Source organism: Kitasatospora sp. NPDC048715 (assembly GCF_043198905.1).
Lineage (GTDB): Bacteria > Actinomycetota > Actinomycetes > Streptomycetales > Streptomycetaceae > Kitasatospora > Kitasatospora lactacystinica.
Genome location: NZ_JBICVH010000014.1, coordinates 235,730 through 254,558, shown reverse-complemented (window position 1 = coordinate 254,558; position 18,829 = coordinate 235,730). Strand labels below are relative to the sequence as shown.

The window sequence follows — 18,829 nt, the reverse complement described above, 5'->3', positions numbered from 1 at the left end:
GTGTCAATGTCACCGACAGCTACGCCTGGATTGCCCTGCTTCATCCCCGACGCGAGCGTCCCGGGAACGCGTCGGGCCCGCGTCGCCGATCGGCGACGCGGGCCCTGTCACCCGCTCAGAACCCGGAGGTCAGGAGCGCGGCGGAGCGGGAAGCACGGCCGACTTCAGCATCGGCATGCTCCACTGCTGGTTCGGCCCGTAGCTGCAGCCCGCGATCTGGAGCCGGGTGCCGCCGGCCGCCGGCCCGCCGGGGAGCTCGAAGCACTTGCCGGAGGCCGGGTGGTACAGCGCGCCGTTCGCCAGCGGGATCCACTTCTGCGCCGTGGTGCCGTCGCAGGTGTGGTACTCCAGCTGCGTGCCGTCGACCGTACCGGCGTTCACCGTGGCGATGCACCCGCCCTTGACCCGGACGGTGCCGTCGTTCCCGAAGGCGAGCTGCTGCGCCTCGCTCCCGTTGCAGTTCACCAGCATGATCGGGTTGCCGTTGGCGGTGCCCGCGTTGATGTCGTCGACGCACATGCCCGCGTCGACGCCCGAGCGGACGACGCTGGTCGCGCTCGGCGCGGTCGGCGCCACCGCGAACGGGTAGACGGCGGTGCTGCCGATGCTTCCGTCGAAGCTCGTGGACGGCTTGGACTGGTACTTGTACCGGCCCAGCGTGAACGGCCCCGAGGACGCCGGGCTGGTGTTCGCCCGGTGCACCTTGGTGCCGGCCAGCACACCGTCGACGTACAGCGCCATCGCCCCGGTGTCCGCGTTGTAGGAGGCGGTCAGCCGGGTCCAGACACCGGGCCGGGTCTCGGCGGCGGCGTTCTGGGTGTCGGTGTAGTCGTACGACCAGGTGTCGTCGTCCGCGTACGCCAGGCCGAAGTGCCAGTTCTTGCCCGAGCCATCGCTGTAGAGCAGGAAGTTGCTGGCACGCGCGGTCTCCTGGCTGGCGATCACGCCGCCGGCCGCTCCGGACTTGGCCCAGGTGGAGATGGTGAAGCTCTTGCGCGTGTCGACCACGGGCCCCGTCATGGTGACGTTCGAACCGGCGCCGGGGTTGAAGGCACCCACGGTGGCCGCGCGGCCGTCCACGGTGTCCTGGACCCAGCCGACGTTCGTGGCCCACCCGTCGGCGTGCTTTTGGCCGTCGAGGACGGTGTTGGTGCCGTCGTGCGCGGCCAGCCAGTTGCCGGCGGGGCGGTTGAGGTTGCCGAGCGCGACCGGAGTCTTCTCCAGACCGGTCACCGTCGGGCCGCCGGTGGCGTTGTTCTTGTCCTTCGGAGTGCCGATGCCGGCCCAGGCGACCAGCTGGTTGTTGGTGTCCACGGCCCACAGGTCCGGGAGGCCGTCACCGGTGACGTCGCCGTTGGAGCCCACCTTCGGGTAGAGCTTGGTGTCGGCGCCGTTGGCCAGCCAGCCCTTGGTGGGGTCGGCGAACGCGGAGGTGTCGAAGGTGTCCCCGGGGGCCATGGCCAGCTGGTAGGCGTGGATGGTGCCATCGGTCTTGGATCGGGACCACATCGTCGGGATGTTCGTCCCCTTGGTGGGGCCGGGGGTGATCAGGTCGTAGTAGTCCCATGCCTGACTCTGTGACAGAAGAACGACGGGACCGTCGAGGTGCTTGTTCGTGGCCTGCAGGCTGAGCCACAGTCGGCCGTGTTCGACAAAGAGCAGCGACGAGCGCGGAAGCCCGGCGGTGACGGTGCCGGGGTCGATGAGCGTGTCACCGGTGGGCGAGCCGAACGCCGCGATCTGGGTGACCGCAGACCAGTCGCTGCCGTTGCTGTACGCCGCGCAGTCGATCGGGGTGCCGTCGGGGAAAACGCACTTGCGACTCTTGGGCAGGTCGTTCGCCGCCTGACGGTCGAGGTGGTACGTAGCGTCGTCGTTGGTGTACAGGTAGAGATTGGCGGCCCCAGGAGCGTGGGCGATCAGATCGTCGACATTCCGATCGCTGAACGAGCCCCGGTGGGTGATCTGGACCGTGCTCCAGTCCTGGTTGTCGGCCGCCCCCGGTGCCGAGTCCGGCGTGGTGTTCGGCGCCGCGTACGGGTCGGTGTTCGCGCCGACCAGCCGCAGGGAGCCGGTGCCGTCGGGCAGCAGGACATCGGCCTTCCGGTCGCCGTCGATGTCGCCCATGATCGGGTCACCCGCGGCAGGGTTGCTCGGCACGAAGAAGGTGTACGCGACCGGCTGGGACATGTTGCCGGCGTTGTCCTGGGTCTGCAGGTAGAGGAAGTTCGTCCCCCAGTGATTGGCGAAGTACTTCAGCTGGTGGCTGTTGCCGTCCATCGTGACGATGTTCTCGCCGCGGTCGGTGCACTTCCAGCCGGTGGCCGCGGCCTGGATCGGGTCGGTGGTCCAGCGGGCGCAGGCGAGACCGGAGGCCTGACCGCCGGTGGCCGGGGCCGGGTCGGTGCCGGTCAGGGTGAAGTAACCCTCCTGACCGACAATCCTGGGGTGGCCGCCCAGGGTGCCCGACTCGGGGAAGTCCGTCGAGGTGATGCGGGCAGTCGGTGGGGTTCGGTCGATGCGCAAGTAGCACGTCGGGCTGTTGTCGCTCGTGAGAGTGCCGTCGGTGGTGGTGGCGAACCAGCCGTACTGGTGGCCGTCGATCAGCGAGCCGACGCTCACGTACTTGGGGCCCGAACTCGCCGTCCAGCCGGTTTCGTAGACCTTCAAAGAGCTGTTGTCGTTGTCGTCCCAGATCCTGAACGCGGTCCAGAGCTGTTCACCGGTCGGTGACCAGGTGTCCACGCCGAGGCTGATGTCGGTGTTGATCCCGACCCAACCAGGGCTGTCCTTCGGGTTCGCGGTGCCGCCGGTCTGGCACTTGTCGTGCGAGTCGTTCCAGGCGAAGCCCGGAGGCGGGCTGGTCCCCGGGTCGCCGATGTGGGGCTTGAAATCGTAGGTGATCACGACATGCGGGTTGTTGGCGAACCGCTGGTGGTAGGTCTTCTCGAGCTCGTTGTCGGGGGCGAACATGAAGGTCCAGTTACCCCAGTGATCACGCGCCGTCTTGGTCATCTGGGTGAAGACGTCGTACTCGATGCCGCCCGTCCCCTGGACCCAGTTCGTACGGACCTTGGAGCAGTCCCCGAGGTTGGGACACGGCTGCTTGTTCCAAGTGGTTGCCGAATTGATCTGCTTGTAGTCTTCCCACCCGGTCTCGTAAAGGCCCATCGGCGTCGGTGTCGAGGAGCTGGACGACGCCACGATGTTGGCGTAGAGCTTTGCACTCTGCACCTCCGAGTCCCAGAACACCGGGTTCAGGTAGACCTTGAAGTAGGCGCGTTCCTTCCCCTGCTTCTGGCACTTGTTGACCGTATCGGTGTACCCGCAGTAGCCGGCGCCCGGTGTGTCCTGGCCGAACTGGGTGCCGTTGTACTCCGGAGTGTCGGGGTAGGCGGACTGCACCTGCGCCCAGGCCTCGGTGCCGCCGTCGACGGTGGGGTTCCAGCCAGGGTCGATGTACCAGGGGCCGGTGCCCTGTTCAAGGAGCGAGGCGTCCGGAACCAGGTCGATGCCGCTGCCGCTGCCGCTGACGGTGGTGGCGATCGGTGCGGTGCGGGCACCGGGGCCGGGCGCCTTGCTGTCGGACCCGGAATCGGCACCGGACGCAGCCGGACCGTTGTCGGCCGCGGGAGCGGCAGCGGACTTGGCCGCTGACACCGGCTGTGTCGCGCCGACGGTCGTACCGTTCGTGGTGGTGGAGTCCCACATGACGGGCGCCGGAGCGGTGAAGCGGACCGTGCCGGAAGCGTCCTGGGCCGACAGGTTCCCGTGGGAATCCGCTTTGACGGTCAGTCCCTCGACAGCGGTGTCGAGGTGCAGGTTCTTGATCTTCGGATCGGCGGCCGCCTGTGCAGTACGCACGATCAGGACCTGGCGCCAGCCGCCGGCCGGGGTGGCACTCACCTCCAGGTCGACGTCGGACAGGACGGAGCGGTAGAGCGCGCTGTCGCCGTTGAGTTCGGGCTTCGGCAGATTGAACGGGGCCTTGATCGACAGCTTCTTGCCGTCGGCCGTCGCCATGGTGGCCAGCGGTCCGTTGCCGCCGCCGGAGAACGTGAGCGCGGAAGGGACGGCGGCGGGTGCGAGTGTGCCGTCCGGATTGGCCCGGAGGGTCGCGTCCACGGCACGCCAGGAGCCATCGGGGTTCTTGACCCGCTCCGCGATCGGGGCGGAGTCCGTGGTCAGTGTGCCGTCCGGATTGGCGGATACCTGGGTGGTTCCGGTGGTCAACGCATCGACGGCAACGGGCTTCCCGGTGCTCTTGGCCCTGGCCTGGGCGGCGCGGATGGCTTCGGTCTGCGCTGACCGGGGATCGGAGCCCTTGGCCGGAGGTGCCGGCGGTGTCGGCCACGAGGCGTCAACGGGACCGCGGGTGCGGTCTGCGGGGGCCGCCACCGCGATGCCGGGGGCCGCCAGCAGTCCGGCGCCCAGGGAAAGAACGGCCGTGCAGGCCAGCGGCAGGAGAGCTGTGCGGAATGTCCGGACTCCCATGGACCGTCGGGAAATGGCAGGAGATGGAGGATGTGACCTCGACATGAAGACCCCCTCGTCATTGGTGGTGTGAGCAGAGATCGGTCGCACGCTGCCTTCACATTTGCTGGGCTGTCAAAGCGTTTTGTCGACAAGGTGTCCGAGTTGTCGGGGGTGGTAGTGCATTGCTCTCCGAGTGACATTGATCACATAGAGTGCTTTTACTTCTTTCCTACCTTCGATCGGTCGTGTGCGCCTAAGGTGCCGGGGCCTGGGCCGGTCCGGTCGGCCCGATTCAAGGCTCGATGACCCGTGGGGGGATCAGTTGTTCCGTTCTGTCCGCCTGTTCACCCGTCCGCGAAGTTTGCGGGTGGCCGTGGTCGCGGCTCTGGCCGTGACCATGTCCGTGGTGACACTCCCTTCGGTGGAGGCGGTCGCCCAAGCGACCGCCCCTCCCGATGTGTGGGTGCCACCGAATACGCCGGTTTCGGACACCCAGCCGGTGAAGGGTGCCGACGGCAAGCCCGTCGGCCACACGCCGGACCCGGGCAAGAAGTGGTCGCCGCCGGCTGACTCCAGCCCGCCGGCCGGCCGGGCCACCGCAGTCCTCGGCGGCGCCGGTGCCGGTGCTGCCTTGGCGCCGTCGGCGGCTGACACGACGCCGACCTCCGTGCCCGTGCAGGCCGGTTCGCTGCCGGTCTGGGTCGCCCCGGCGCCCGGCCCGAAGCCGGCCACCCTCGCGGCACCGGCGGCCCAGGAGGCCACGCCGGTGCTCCAATCCCCGGCGCTCCAGATCGAACTGGCCGACCAGGCCCGGACCAATGCCGCGGGTGTGAACGGCGCCCTGCTGGGCGTCACCGACAGCGGTGAGGGCGCTCAGGCCGGTCGGGTCCAGGTAGGAATCGACATCCAGGCCTGGGCGAAGAACGCCGGGGCCAACTGGGCCTCGCGGGCCCGGATCGTCCAGCTGCCCGGCTGCGCACTGACGACTCCGGGGGTCGCGGGCTGTGGCACGCGCACCCCGGTGCCGTCGCACCGGGACGGGTCGACCGGCCGTCTGGTGGCTGAGGTCGAGGTTCCGCAGCCGACCACTGCCACCGCCGCCAAGTCCTTCGCCGCAGGCGCCTTCGGGAGCCCGGCCGCCGGCTCTCCCACGGTGGCGCTCGCCGTCGAGGCGGACGCCAAGGGCAGTAGCGGCGACTACACCGCCTCGCCGATCACCCCGTCCGCCTCCTGGCAGGCCGGCTCCAACGCCGGCAACTTCACCTACGGCTACACCGCCGAACTGCCCTCCGCGCTGGCCGGCCCGGCCCCCGACGTCTCGTTCGGCTACGACTCCTCCGCGGTGGACGGCAAGACCGCCTCCACCAATGCCCAGCCGTCCTGGGTCGGCGAAGGCTGGGACTGGCAGCCGGGCTCTATCGTCCGCAGCTACAAGAGCTGCAAGGACGCCGGGATCGACAAGTCGGGCGACCAGTGCTGGGGTGGCGACCTGCTCCAGCTCTCGCTCGCGGGCCATGCGGGCCAGCTGGTCAAGGACGACGAGTCCTGCGCGTGGCACCTGCAGGGCGAGGACGGCACCAAGGTCGAGCGACTGACCGGTCAGAACAACGGCGCCTGGAACGGCGAGGCCTGGCGGATCACCACCACCGAGGGCACCCAGTACTACTTCGGTGCCAACCACCTGCCCGGTGGTGACGGCACCGACCAGGCCAGCAACTCGGTCTCCACCGTGCCGATCTACTGGCCCGGTGGCCAGGACCCGTGCCTGAAGACCGGTTCGCCGGCCATCAACAGCTGGAACCAGATGGGCTGGCAGTGGTCGCTGGACTACGTCGTCGACCCGCACCAGAACCTGATCACCTACCGGTACGACCAGGAGCAGAACTACTACGCCCGGGGCGGCGGCCAGAACAACGGCAACGGCACCCGGACGCAGTACCAGCGGGCGAGCTACCCGACCTGGGTCGGCTACGGCCAGCGTCTGCCCGACCAGATCGCTGCCAAGGGCAAGGCCAACCCGGCGGCCCAGGTGTGGTTCCGCACAGCCGAGCGTTGCTTGCCAGGCGAGGAGTTCAGTTGCGACCCGTCCTTGCGGACCAAGGCCAACGCCAAGCGCTGGCCGGACACCCCGATCGACCAGAACTGCGACGCTACCGGTGACTGCACCGTCAACTCGCCGACCTTCTGGACCACCAAGCGCCTGACGAAGGTCGACACCGAGGTCTGGGACGGCGCCAAGTACCGGTCGGTCGACTCCTTTGCCCTCAACCAGTCATTCCAGGACCCGGGTGACGGCACCTCGCCGTCGCTCTGGTTGGACTCGATCCAGCGCACTGGCACCAACAACCGCACGCCCATCACCCTGTCGGCCGTGTACTTCCAGCCGCTGCCGATTGCCAACCGCGTCGCGGGCAAGATCGTCCGGCCGGACGGCATCTCGGCCTCGATCGAGCCGTACAAGCGTCCGCGCATCCAGAAGATCACCACCGAGACCGGTGGCCTGATCAACGTCGTCTACCGGCCCGCCGAATGCTCGCGCGAGGCCGGTGGGAGGATGCCGACGTCCGAGGACGGCAACACGATGGCCTGCATGCCGGTCAAGTGGTACCTGCCCGGGCAGAGCGCGCCGGACCCGGTCAACGACTGGTTCAACAAGATCATCGTGCAGTCGGTCACCCAGGAGGACTCGGTCGCCGGCGGTCAGCCCGCGGTCGTCACCGACTACGAGTACGGTGGCGGCGCGGCCTGGCACCGCAACGACTCCGAGATGGCCGACGCCAAGACCCGCACCTGGGACCAGTTCCGCGGGTACGCGACGGTCACCACGCGTACCGGCAGTGGCAGCGACGTCGAGGCGCCGCGCACCAAGTCGGTCGCGACTTTCCTGCGCGGCATGGACGGCGACGTCCTCGCCAACGGGACGGCCCGACAGGTGTCGGTGAAGGACGTCCACGGCGGCACCATCAAGGACGAGAACGTCCTGACCGGATTCGTCCGCGACTCCGCCAGCTACGCCGGTGACAACGGCGAGGTGCTGTCCACCATGGTCACCGAGCCGTGGCTCGGTCCGATCACGGCCACCCGCAGCCAGTCCGGCGGCATGCCGGACATCACCGCCCGGGCCGTCAACGCCCTGAAGGTGACCACCCGGGAGAAGCTGGCAAGCGGCACCTGGCGCACCAGCGAGCGTTCCACCACGTACGACTCGACGTCGTTCGCCCGTCCGCTGACGGTCTACGACAACGGTGACGTCGCCCACCCCGAGCAGTTGCTCTGCACCTCCTTCGAGTACGCCACCGGCCCCGGTGACGTACCGACGCAGCTGGCCTCGCGCACCCTGGTCCTCAGGGGTGCCTGTGGTCAGACGGCGACCAAGGACAACACGGTCGCCGACACCCGGAACTACTTCGACGGCCTGGCGTTCGGCCGGTCCGGAGCGAAGTCCGAGCAGACCTCGAACGAGGTCCTGGAGCGCTACGACGCGGCCGACAAGCCGGTTTACCGGGCCACCGCCCGGGCGAGTTTCGACGACTACGGCCGGGTCATCAGCACCGTCGACCCGACCCGCACCGACGTCGCCCACCCGGCCGGCGCCGAGACCAAGACCGCCTACTCGCCGGCCACCGGGCAGCTGCCTACCCAGGTGACCCACACCAACCCGATGGGCTGGCAGACCGTCAGTACCCTTGACGTGGGCCGCGGCTCGGCGCTCAAGATCAAGGACGAGAACGGCCGGATCAGCGAGCAGGAGTTCGACTCCCTCGGCCGCGCTTCGGCGGGCTGGAGCCCCGGCAACGAGCGGGCCAAGTTCCCGGACCGCCCGAACCGCAAGTTCTCGTACTCGGTGAACGGCTCCAACGCGCCCTCGCAGGTCCTCAGCCAGGCCCTGATGGGCGACCTGAAGACGTACACCTCCAGCTTCACCATCTACGACGGCCTCGGCCGGATCCGCCAGACCCAGGCCAGCACCCCCTCGGGCGCCACCGGCCGCATGATCACCGATGCGCTGTTCGACTCGCACGGCTGGCAGATCAAGACCAGTGCCGCCTACTACAACGACCAGGCGAAGCCCAGCGGTCAGCTCTTCCTGCCCAACGGCGGTGTGAACCCGGATGGGAAGATCCCGTCCCAGACCGTCAAGAAGTACGACGGCATGGGGCGGGTCGTCGATTCGATCTTCCAGTCCTACGGCGTCGAGCAGTGGCGTACCCACGCGGACTACCTCGGAGCCGACGAGGTTCGCAGCACCCCACCGGCCGGCGGCTACGCCACCGCGACCGTTTCGGACGCCCGCGGTAACACGGTCGCCCTGCGCCAGTACAAGGCCAACACTCCGACCGGTGCGTACGACGAGACCACTTACGGCTACACGCCGGAAGGCAAGGAGGCCTGGCGCAAGGACGCGGTGGGCAACCTCTGGACGTACGAGTACGACCTGCTGGGCCGGCCAGTAAAGTCCACCGATCCGGACTCGGGCACCGGGACGACGACGTACGACGACAGCAAGAACCTCGTCACCGTCACGGACTCCCGAGGCAAGAGTGCCACCAGCGTCACCGACCTGCTCGGCCGCAGCGTCGCGGCCTACGAGGGTACGGTGATCGACTCGACCAAACAGGTCGCCGCCTGGACCTACGACACGCTCGCCAAGGGCAAGCCGACTTCCTCGACCCGCTACGTGGGCGGGGCAGGTGGCGATGCCTACAAGTCCGAGATCACCGGCTATGACATCGGTTACCGCGAACTCGGTGCCAAGACCACCATCCCGGCAGTGGAGAAGGAGCTCGCCGGGGTCTACCAGACCGACAACACCTACGACGACGCAGGTCGCCTGGCGACCACCGCCATGCCCGCGGTGGCCGGGATGGGTCGGGAGACGCTGACCTTCGCCACGGACATCCTCGGCCAGTTCGGTGGCCTCTCCAGCACCATCGGCCTTGGGACCACGACCTTCGTGGCGGACGTCCGCTACGACCCGTACGGTCGGCCGTACCGCACCACGGTAGGCCGAGCCGGTGCGCAGGTCGTCGCAACCATGCTGATCGACGACGCCACCGGCAGGGTGACGCGTTCGATCGTCGACAAGCAGACCGCCGAGACCGCTCACGTCGACTCGGTCGACTACACCTACAACCCGCTGGGCCAGGTCACCTCGGCCCGTGACGCGCAGGACGGCCAGGTCGCCGACCTGCAGTGCTTCACCCACGACTACCTCGGGAGGCTCACCCAGGCCTGGACCGACACCGGCAGCCAGACCACCAAACCGCAGCCGAGCGTTCCCGGTGTCGGAACCTGTGCCAACCCCGACGGCCCAGCGGTGAGCGACGGCAAGCCGAGCATCGGCGGTCCGGCCCCGTACTGGCAGCAGTACGAGTACGACCTCATCGGCAACCGCACCAAACTGATCCAGAAGGACGTCACCGGAGACGCGACCAAGGACGTCACCACCACCCAGACCTTCGGCATCGGCCCCAACACCCCGTCCTCCGACCCGAAGACGGGCGGCGGCACTGGTGGTCCGCACGCGCTGATGAAGTCCACCCAGACCGGCCCGGCCGGCACCGCGGTGACCTCGTACACCTACGACGCGGTGGGCAACACCACCTCGATCACGGACACTCCGGGCACCAAGACGCTGACCTGGAATGCCCAGGGCAAGCTCGACCAGATCACCGGCACCGGCCAGAGCGGCGCGACCAACTACCTCTACGACGTGTCGGGCAACCAGCTGATCCGTCGCGAGGCCGGCAAGACCACGCTCAACCTGGGCGCGGACCAGATCACCCTGGACACCGCCACCAAGGTCGTCACCAACGTCCGCAGCTACGCGGCGTCGAACGGCCTGTCCATCACGCGAACCACCACCAACGGAACGTCCAAGCTGGCGTACCAGGGCGCGGACCCGCACGGCACCAACGGCGTGCAGTTCGACTCGGCGACCCTCGCCCATGTCCGCCGCCCCACCGACCCGTTCGGCAACGAGCGCGGCACCCAGCCGGCGGCGGGCGTCTGGGCCGGGGACAAGGGCTTCGTCGGCGGCACGAAGGAGAAGTCGACCGGCTTCACCCTCCTCGGCGCCCGTGAGTACGACCCCAAGACGGGCCGCTTCATCAGCCCCGACCCGATCGTGGACGCCGGCGATCCCCAACAGTGGAACGCCTACGCGTACGCCAACAACAGCCCGATCAACAAGTCGGACGCCAACGGCCTGCGGCCCACCTGCGACACCCCGGCCGAGTGTGGCGGCCTCGCGGCCGTCATGGACAACGGCCACGGCGAGTCCTTCGTCACCCCTGCGGGCACGCTTCCCGGCCCGGCTGTGCAGCAGGCCACGGCACCTGAGCGGGCCGCGGGTCAAGCGCTAGAAGCCGCGCACAGGAACCTCAACGAGTCCAAGCGCAAGCGCGATGAGCTCGTGCACAAGGTGGTCGACATCGTCGGCGACCTGATCGGCTTCAACGACGCCCGCGACTGCTTCACCAAGGGCGACGTGATGGGCTGCATCAACACCGCCCTCAATGTGTTGCCCTGGGGCAAGATCGCCCAGGCAGTCAAGGCCGGGCTCAAGGCTTTCAAGATCTACAGGGAGATCGAGAGGGTCTACACCGCCATCCGTTCCGGCGAACGCGCTGCCAAGGAAGCCGAAGCCGCGTACGTCACTGCCACAACGGCCGCCGCGGAAGCCAGAGCAGCGGAGAAGGCTGCAGCCAGGGCGGCAGAGGAAAAAGCAGCAAAACAATCAGCAACCGATGCAGCAGGTGTAGAGCCCAAGCCGGCCAGGGCCGAGGCCGACGCGTCCAGCCTCGAGAAGTGCAACAGCTTCCCGGCCACGACCATGGTTCTGATGGCAGACGGTAGCGCCAAGCCCATCGGTGAGGTCCGTGACGGCGACGTCGTCATGGCAACTGACCCACAGACCGGCGAAACCCGTCCCGAGACCGTCACCACCACGATCACCACTCCCGACGACAAGGACTTCACCGACCTCACCCTCACCGACGACTCCAGCCCGCGCGGCCCGCCGGCCGCCGACCAGGCGAAGATCACTTCGACCTATCACCACCCCTACTGGAGCGAGACCCGCCAGCAGTGGGTCGACGCCGGCGAGCTCACCCCCGGCGAACACCTCCGCCAGCCCGACGGCACCACCCTCACCGTCCAGTCCGTCCGCAACTACCCCTACGCCGTCACCACCCACAACCTCACCGTCAACCTCCTCCACACGTACTATGTGCTGGCTGGGGCTACGCCAGTCCTGGTTCACAACTGCGGCGATGGCGATGGCCTGAAGATTTCCGATCAGGCCCGGGAGTTGCTTGCGGACGGTAAGGGCCGGGAGGCCGCAGATGTCCACTACGAGGACATGGTGAGGGCTCGCACGGGAGGAGTTTCGAAGGTCATTAATGGCCGAGAAATTGACGCCGTGACCGACGACGCGTTGATCCAGGTCAAAAGGACATGGACGGCGGTCAATCGCCCGAAGAACTTCTTGGGCAAGTCAACGAGGAATCAGATCAAGGCCACCATTGCGAGCGCCAATGAAATGGGTCTACGAGCCGAGTACTGGTTCAAGTATGGCGTTCATCCCACCGTTCGAAGTTACATCGAAGACAAGGGCGGAATTGTGGTCTTGGGCCTTGGGGAGTGATGAGAGTGTCCCGATTCTTCAACGTCAGGGGCTTCATTGACTGCGACTATGGCGACTTGAAGGCCATCCGTGGCATCGTGGAGAGTTACGAAGGTCGGGCGGCTGAATTTGGCCTCGATGGCGAGGTTGTTCACCTTTATCTGAGTGGCTGGATGTATCAGGTTAGGGAGATCAACTGGATCTCCCACGCTTTCTTCGGCGCCTCGATGAGGGCGGGAGGCGTCAACCTCTTGCTCGATCAGCTGTCATGCATCGCAAGATCATCTGCGGAGATTGAAGGAGTGTTCTTTGTGGATGATGACGAGGGATGTGAGTCGCGCGAATGGAATATCTCTGATGGATGCGTCGAGGTGATTGATAGGCGCCCTCGCTAGGTGGTGCTACGAGCGAGATCACATGGTCGAAGTCTGGTGGGTTTGCCGTTCCTCGCCAGGTAGAAAGAAGCCCTGCCGATAGATCCTTCGGCAGGGCTTCTTTGGCGTTTGACGGCAACGCTGACGGCAACCTCAGCGGACGGCTTCCCCATGTGGCAGGCCGTTAGGGATCTCGGCGGCCCGGAGGGCGTTGCCAAGGGTGTCGATGGCTTGGCGCTGGAAGCGGAGCCGGACGTGTGCATAGACGGTGGCGGTGACGCCGATGTGGGCGTGGCCGAGGAGTTCCTTGATCACGACGAGTTCGACGCCCTGTTCGAGGAGCAGGGTTGCGGCGGTGTGCCGGAGGTCGTGGAACCGGATACGGCGGAGCCTGGCTGCCCGGCACAGCAGGGTGAATTGCCGGGTCAAGGTGGACGGGTCGGTGGGTGAGCCGTTGGGTGCGGTGAAGACGAAGCTGCTGTCCATCCATGCCTCTCCAGCGGCCTCGCGCTCCTGTACCTGCCGTTCGCGGTGGCGCTTGAGCGCGTGGACGCCCTCGATGGGAAGGGCGATGCGACGTTCGGAACTGGCGGTTTTGGTGGGAAGGGCGGTCAGGCCGCCGGTGCGTGTGCGCTGGAGAGTGCGGCGGATGCTGGCGGTGCCACCATCGAGGTCGAGATCTTCCCAGCGCAGGCCGAGGAGTTCGCCCTTGCGCAGTCCGGTGCGGAGCGCGAGGTCGAACAGAGTTTGCAGTCGGTGACCCTCGACTGACGCAAGGAACCGCCTGGCCTCGGAGACGGTGAGCGGCTCGAAGCGCCGGGGTCGGGGTGTACCGACCTTGATGTTGCGGGCGACGTTGCGCGGGAGTTCGTCCTCGCGGACGGCGTGCTCCAGAGCGGATTTGAGGACCGAGTGCACGTAGGTGACAGTGAGCGGAGACAGCCGCTTGCCGCAGCACCGGCTGACCGCACAGCAGCGCTGCTGCTTGTCGAGCCCACGAGCGCAGCATTGGCAGGTGGTGCGGAGCCGGTCGAGCCAGGTGCGGATGTCCTTGGCGGTGAGGTGGGCGATCTTCTTCTTGCCGAGGCCGGGTATGACGTAGAGGCGGACGCAGGTGCGGTAGCGGGTGTGGGTGTTCTCGCGAAGTTGATGGATGGCAACGCTCTCCAGCCAGTAAGTGAGGTACGCGGCCACGGTGCTGTCGGCGGCGGCGACAGGTCGGCCCTGGTTGCTGGCGGCGATGCGTTCGATGAGCTTGTCGGCGGCTTCCTTTTCGGGTGGTGCCGTAGACGCGGACTCGCTTGCGGCCGCCGTCGGTGGTCAGGACGTAGCCGGCGGCTTCCCAGCGGCCGTCCTATCGCCGGTAGATGGTGCCTTCACCATTGGCGCGGCTCTTGCCGGGTGTGGTCATCAGGCGGCTTCCTGTTCGAGTCGGGTGCGGATGAAGTCGGTGAGGGCGTGGGCCGGGATGCGGCGGGCGCGGCCGAGGGTGATGGAGGCGAGCTGCTGGGTGCGGAGCAGGTCGTAGACGGCGGAGCGGCCGAGCTGGAGGCGGGCCATGACCTGGTGGACCGTCAGCAGGTCCTCGCTCGCGCTCGGCCCGGTGAGCAACGTGGTCATCAGCAGCCGCCCCTCTGCGGTGAACTGCCGTTCCAGTTCTCTGCGGTGCCATACGGCGGCGGCAAGGAGTTCCGCGCCGGGGCTGTAGCCCGAGCCGTGGTAGGCCCAGTGGCCGATGACGAGGGTCGTGCTCGGGTCGAGGTCGGGCAGGCCGGCGTGTGCGTTGGCCTGTTCGGTGCGCCAGGCACGGCGGGCCTCGCGCAGCGCGCCGAGGGTGACCGAGTAGCAGCGGGACTTGGTGGAGAAGTGGCCCCGGAAGCCGAGCATGTGCGCCCACTTCCAGAGCTTGAGTGCCTCGAACTCCGGGCGCTTGCCCAGGTCCCAGCAGGTGCGGATCATCTGCCGCACGTGGCGTTCGACGGCGATGCGGGGCAGCGGCCGGGTCTGTCCGGTGCCGCCGCAGGCGGTGCACGTGACCGAGGTTCCGTGGCCGGTCAGGGTCATGCCGCGTCCCTGGCAGGGGCGGCAGAATAGGGCGCGGTCGAGAGCGCCGCATGAGTCGGCGGACTTGGTGGCGTACTTGGCCACGTAGGCGGTGACCGCGTGATCGCTCAGCTCTGCGTCGGTGCCGAAGGCGGCGATCTCGCGCACGTCGAGCTGTTCGCCCCAGGTGAGTTCGCGTTCCCCGACCGCGTCCGAGACGACGCTGACCGAGACGCGGGCGGCGGCCCGGATGGCGTCGGCGAGCAGGGTCACCGTGGCGGACAGGGGCGGGGGCTGGGCGCCGCCGTCCGGGCCGTCGAGGCGGATCACGGCGTGGAAGTGGACCAGGCCGCGCCTCTGGTATTCCGCGACCTCGGCGAAGGAGACGCGCAGTACCGCGCGGACCGCCTTCTGGGTCAGGCCGAGCCGGGCGGCGATCTCGCGGCGCAGGTAGATGGTGAAGCGCGCCCACAAGGCTCCGGCGTGGGCGTTGAACAGCACCGCGCCTGGGTAGTCGTAGGTCTTCGGGGCCAGCGGCGTGCCAAGCAGCGCGTCCATGGGTTCGGGGCGCTTGCCACAGCGGCAGGGCCGGAGGGTACCGCCCGTGTCGGTGGGGCGGTTGTGGACGGGGCCGAAGGACGGCGCGGTGAGCGCGGCGAACACGCGGGGGTGGGTGCGGACGGTGTCCGGCACGCTCGTGCCGCCGGTCAGGCCCGCCCGGATCAGGTGGAACGTGTCGGCGGCGCAGGCGCGTGAGTAGGCCGGGCAGCGCGAGGCGCGGCGGTTACCGCAGGCCGTCAGCAGGCTGTCAGTGGGCTCATCGGCGGTGTCGCAGGAACGCAGTACCTCACCGGTTGCCGTGTCGATCGTGGCGGTCCGGCCGAGCAGGCGCACGGGCTCCGTGCAGCGCCGCGGCGGCCCCTGCGGGAGGGCCCGAAGGCCGGGAACCCCGCGGAATTCGACCGTTCGCGACAGGGGCCGAGCTCCACCGGGGCGGGTACCTTGATGCCGGCACGCCGGACGAAGCATCCATGGAGAGCGGCAACTACCCGGAGATGAACCGGTACTGGTCGAGATCGGACGTCGGTGACTTCATCGGTGGCAGGGGAAAGGAGACCGCCGGTCCCTTCCCGGTGGCGTTCGGCTGCTGCCTTGCCCCCAACCGGCACGGCCGGCCCGCATGCTGAGGCCCCGTCGTCTGCTGCTCCCGGCGGCCGTGGCTCTTCTCCTGGCGCTCACCGGCTGCTCCCCGGCGCCCGAGCCGACCGTCGGCCTCCAGCGGGACGGCGACGGCTACGCCGTCGTCGTGCCGCTCTGCCCGAACGGAGAGGTGCTGAGCGTCTCGGTCTGGGAAAGCTCGTCCGGTGCGCGTGCCGAGTGGACCGTCTCCTCGGACGGGGCCAATGGCGCGATCGACCGGTTCCCGCTCTTCGTCACGCCTCCCGGCTGGACGGCCGGCGACCACGACCTGACCGCCCTGAAGCCCGGAACGAGCTACGGAACCGGCACCGCGATGGCCGCCAACACCAGGGACACCGACTTCGGCTTCACGCTCGCCGACCTGGAGAAGCTGAAGGGCGACGAGGTCCTCACTCTCAAGAAGGGCGGCGGCACGACCCGGCTGAAGGCCCGCAAGTTCCGCGCCAACGCTCTGACGTTCTGCTGACCCGTCGCCGATACCCCCGGCCGTTCCGTCCGGCACCGTCGTGTCGCGCTGGGTGATCGTGGTGTCACGCGGGTAGGACTGTGGCTGTCCCGACCGGGCGTTGCCGAGACATCGCAGGAGCCGCGAGTGGCCGCTTACCACGACAGTGACGGAGCCGAGCAGGTGCCGGCGCAGGATGCTCCGCCGCCGCCCGCCGAACTGGTGGCGCTGGCGCAGGCGTACGGGGTGGACACCCGGTACCCGGGGGCCGGCGGGCAGACGGTGGGGGCGCGGACGCTGGTCGCGGTGCTGGGGGCGATGGGGGTGGTGGCCGGGACGCCGCAGGAGGCGCGGGAGGCGTTGGAGCGTCACCGGGCGGAGCAGCGGGCCCGGTTGCTGCCGCCGTGCGTGGTGGTGCGGCAGGGGAGGCGGGCGGCGCTGGACGTGCCGGCGGACGCCCGGCTGCGGGTGGAGCTGGAGGACGGGGGCAGCTGGGAGCTGCCGCGGGGGCACTCGCACTGGGTGCCGGGGGACCTGCCGCTGGGCCGTCATGTGCTCACGGCGCGGAGCGGCGAACGGACGGCGCGGGCCGCGCTGATCGTCGCCCCCGAGCGGCTGCCCCAGCTGCCCGGCCGCAGCTGGGGGTTCCTCGCCCAGCTGTACTCGGTGCTGTCCGAGCGCTCCTGGGGCATGGGCGACCTCGGCGACCTGGTCGAGCTGGCCCGGTGGGCGGGGGCGGGCCTCGGCGCGGGCTTCGTGCAGATCAATCCGCTGCACCAGGCGCTGCCCGGCGCCCCCTCCGACCCGTCCCCGTACCGCCCGTCCTCGCGCCGTTTCGCCGACCCGGTGCACCTGCGGGTCGAGGACGTCCCCGAGTACGCGTACCTGACCGCGGAGCAACGACGAAGGGCCGAGGAGCCGGCCCGGCGCGCCGCCCGGCTGCGCGAGGAGGTCCTCGGCCACGACGCGCTGATCGACCGGGACGCCGTCTGGCAGCTCAAGCGCGAGGCCCTGGAACTGCTGCACGAGGTGCCGCGCGGCCCCGGCCGCCAGGCCGAGTACGAGGCGTACCTGCGCCGTGAGGGCGAGTGGCTGCGCCGGCACGCCCTGTGGAACGCCCTCGCCGAGGAGCACGGCCCGGACCGGCAGCACTGGCCGAAGGGCCTGCGTCACCCGGACGGCCCACAGGTCGAGCAGGCGGAGAAGGAGCTCGCGGAGCGGGTCGAGTTCCACCGCTGGCTCGCCTGGCAGGTCGACCAGCAGCTCGCCCACGCCCAGCGGGCCGCCCGCGGGGCCGGCATGCCGGTCGGTCTGATCCACGACCTGGCCGTGGGCGTCCATCCGGACGGCGCGGACGCCTGGGCGCTGCAGGACGTGCTGGCCGACGGCATCTCGGTCGGCGCCCCGCCGGACGCCTTCAACGCCCACGGCCAGGACTGGGGCCTGCCGCCCTGGCGCCCGGACGCGCTCGCCGAGGCCGGCTACGCCCCGTTCGCGGAGCTGCTGCGGGCCACCGCCCGGCACGCCGGGGCGCTGCGGATCGACCACGTCATGGGCCTGTTCCGGCTCTGGTGGGTGCCGAAGGGCCATCCGCCGACCGAGGGCGCGTACGTGCGCTACGACGCGGAGGCGATGCTCGGGGTGCTGGCGCTGGAGGCGCACCGGGCCGGTACGGCGGTGATCGGCGAGGACCTCGGCACGGTGGAGCCGGGCGTGCGGGAGGAGCTGGCGGAGCGCGGGGTGCTGGGCACGTCCGTGCTCTGGTTCGAGCGGGACTGGCAGGCCGGCGGCGCGATCCTCGGCCCGGACCGCTGGCGGCCGGGCTGCCTGGCCACCCTCACCACCCACGACCTGCCCAGCACCGCGGCCCGGCTGTCCGGCGAGCACGTCGAGCTGCGGCACCGGCTGGGCCTGCTGGCCCGGCCGCTGGGGGAGGAGCAGGAGCAGGCGGCGGCGGAGCTGGCGGACTGGCGGGCCGAGCTGGCCGGGCTGGGGCTGCTGGGCCCGGACGAGCCGCTGACGATGCCGGTGCTGTACCGCTTCCTGCGGGCCACCCCGGCGGAGCTGGTCGGGGTCTGGCTGCCGGACCTGGTCGGCGACCCGCGCCCGCAGAACCTGCCCGGCACCTGGGACCAGTACCCGAACTGGCGCCTGCCGGTCGCCGACGGCTCCGGCGGGCCGGTCACCCTGGAACGCCTCGCCACCGCCCCCGCCGCCGGCCTGCTGGCCCAGCTGCTCGCCGTGCCCGACTTCCTGCCCGACTCCGTCAGGCGGACCCCGACGCGCGCCGTCCCGTAAGCGGCGGGTAAGTTGGAAACGTGGACAAGAGGAACGCTTTGCGAGCCGGCGCGGTCTGCGCAACGGTCACGCTGATGATGCTGCTGTCGTCGCCCGCCATGGCCTTCACCAGGGACGACGGTGACGACCCGGGTTCCGGCCTGAGTGTCGGTGAGACCATCGGCCTGTACGTGGTGGTCCCGCTCGTCTCCTTCGCGATCATCGCCGCCCTGGCCGCTCTGCCGTACGGCAGCAAGGCCAAGAAGAACTAGCTCCTCGTAGAGGCGAGCGCCGCGTCCACCGGGACGCGCACGACGTCCACCAGGACCCGCACGACCCCGAAGGGGCGCCGGACGATCCCGTCCGGCGCCCCTTCGGCTGTTCGCG

At 69.2% G+C, this 18,829-nt stretch carries 7 protein-coding genes and 2 pseudogenes; 5 read left to right on the top strand and 4 right to left on the bottom strand.

The window, feature by feature from the left end; all coding sequences use genetic code 11:
- Positions 1-129: 129 nt before the first annotated feature.
- The gene (locus tag ACGFSC_RS26055; RefSeq protein WP_359910938.1) at positions 130-4,233 is read right to left on the bottom strand and encodes a ricin-type beta-trefoil lectin domain protein; all 4,104 of its coding nucleotides are present in this window, start codon (positions 4,231-4,233) and stop codon (positions 130-132) included.
- 910 nt (positions 4,234-5,143) lie between these two features.
- On the opposite strand from ACGFSC_RS26055, the gene ACGFSC_RS26050 reads away from it, so the two are divergent.
- Together ACGFSC_RS26050 and ACGFSC_RS26045 are read left to right on the top strand one after the other, a co-directional pair.
- Complete coding sequence (locus tag ACGFSC_RS26050; protein WP_359910935.1) at positions 5,144-12,124, top strand: restriction endonuclease fold toxin; 6,981 nt, start codon at positions 5,144-5,146, stop codon at positions 12,122-12,124.
- Positions 12,125-12,129: 5 nt separating this feature from the next.
- Positions 12,130-12,498: a hypothetical protein gene (locus ACGFSC_RS26045; protein WP_359910932.1), complete on the top strand. Its 369-nt coding sequence runs from the start codon at positions 12,130-12,132 to the stop codon at positions 12,496-12,498.
- A gap of 132 nt (positions 12,499-12,630) precedes the next feature.
- On the opposite strand, the pseudogene ACGFSC_RS26040 reads toward ACGFSC_RS26045, so the two are convergent.
- The 3 genes and pseudogenes from ACGFSC_RS26040 to ACGFSC_RS26030 form a co-directional block, all read right to left on the bottom strand.
- Positions 12,631-13,888, bottom strand: a pseudogene (locus tag ACGFSC_RS26040) (tyrosine-type recombinase/integrase).
- Positions 13,888-14,037 (bottom strand): DNA-binding protein, encoded by a 150-nt coding sequence (locus tag ACGFSC_RS26035; RefSeq protein ID WP_359910943.1) that lies wholly within the window; start codon positions 14,035-14,037, stop codon positions 13,888-13,890. Before ACGFSC_RS26035 ends, ACGFSC_RS26040 begins: the two are co-directional and overlap by 1 nt.
- 69 nt (positions 14,038-14,106) lie before the next feature.
- Positions 14,107-15,549 (bottom strand): annotated as a pseudogene (locus ACGFSC_RS26030) (replication initiator); the annotation flags it as partial.
- 187 nt (positions 15,550-15,736) lie between these two features.
- On the opposite strand from ACGFSC_RS26030, the gene ACGFSC_RS26025 reads away from it, so the two are divergent.
- The 3 genes from ACGFSC_RS26025 (at position 15,737) to ACGFSC_RS26015 (ending at position 18,714) form a co-directional block, all read left to right on the top strand.
- On the top strand, positions 15,737-16,186 hold the full coding sequence (locus tag ACGFSC_RS26025; protein WP_359910929.1) for a hypothetical protein: 450 nt from the start codon (positions 15,737-15,739) through the stop codon (positions 16,184-16,186).
- Positions 16,187-16,312: 126 nt separating this feature from the next.
- The gene (gene malQ, locus ACGFSC_RS26020; RefSeq protein WP_392863991.1) at positions 16,313-18,463 is read left to right on the top strand and encodes a 4-alpha-glucanotransferase; all 2,151 of its coding nucleotides are present in this window, start codon (positions 16,313-16,315) and stop codon (positions 18,461-18,463) included.
- Between the two features lie 20 nt (positions 18,464-18,483).
- Positions 18,484-18,714 (top strand): hypothetical protein, encoded by a 231-nt coding sequence (locus tag ACGFSC_RS26015; RefSeq protein ID WP_359910926.1) that lies wholly within the window; start codon positions 18,484-18,486, stop codon positions 18,712-18,714.
- Positions 18,715-18,829 lie beyond the last annotated feature (115 nt).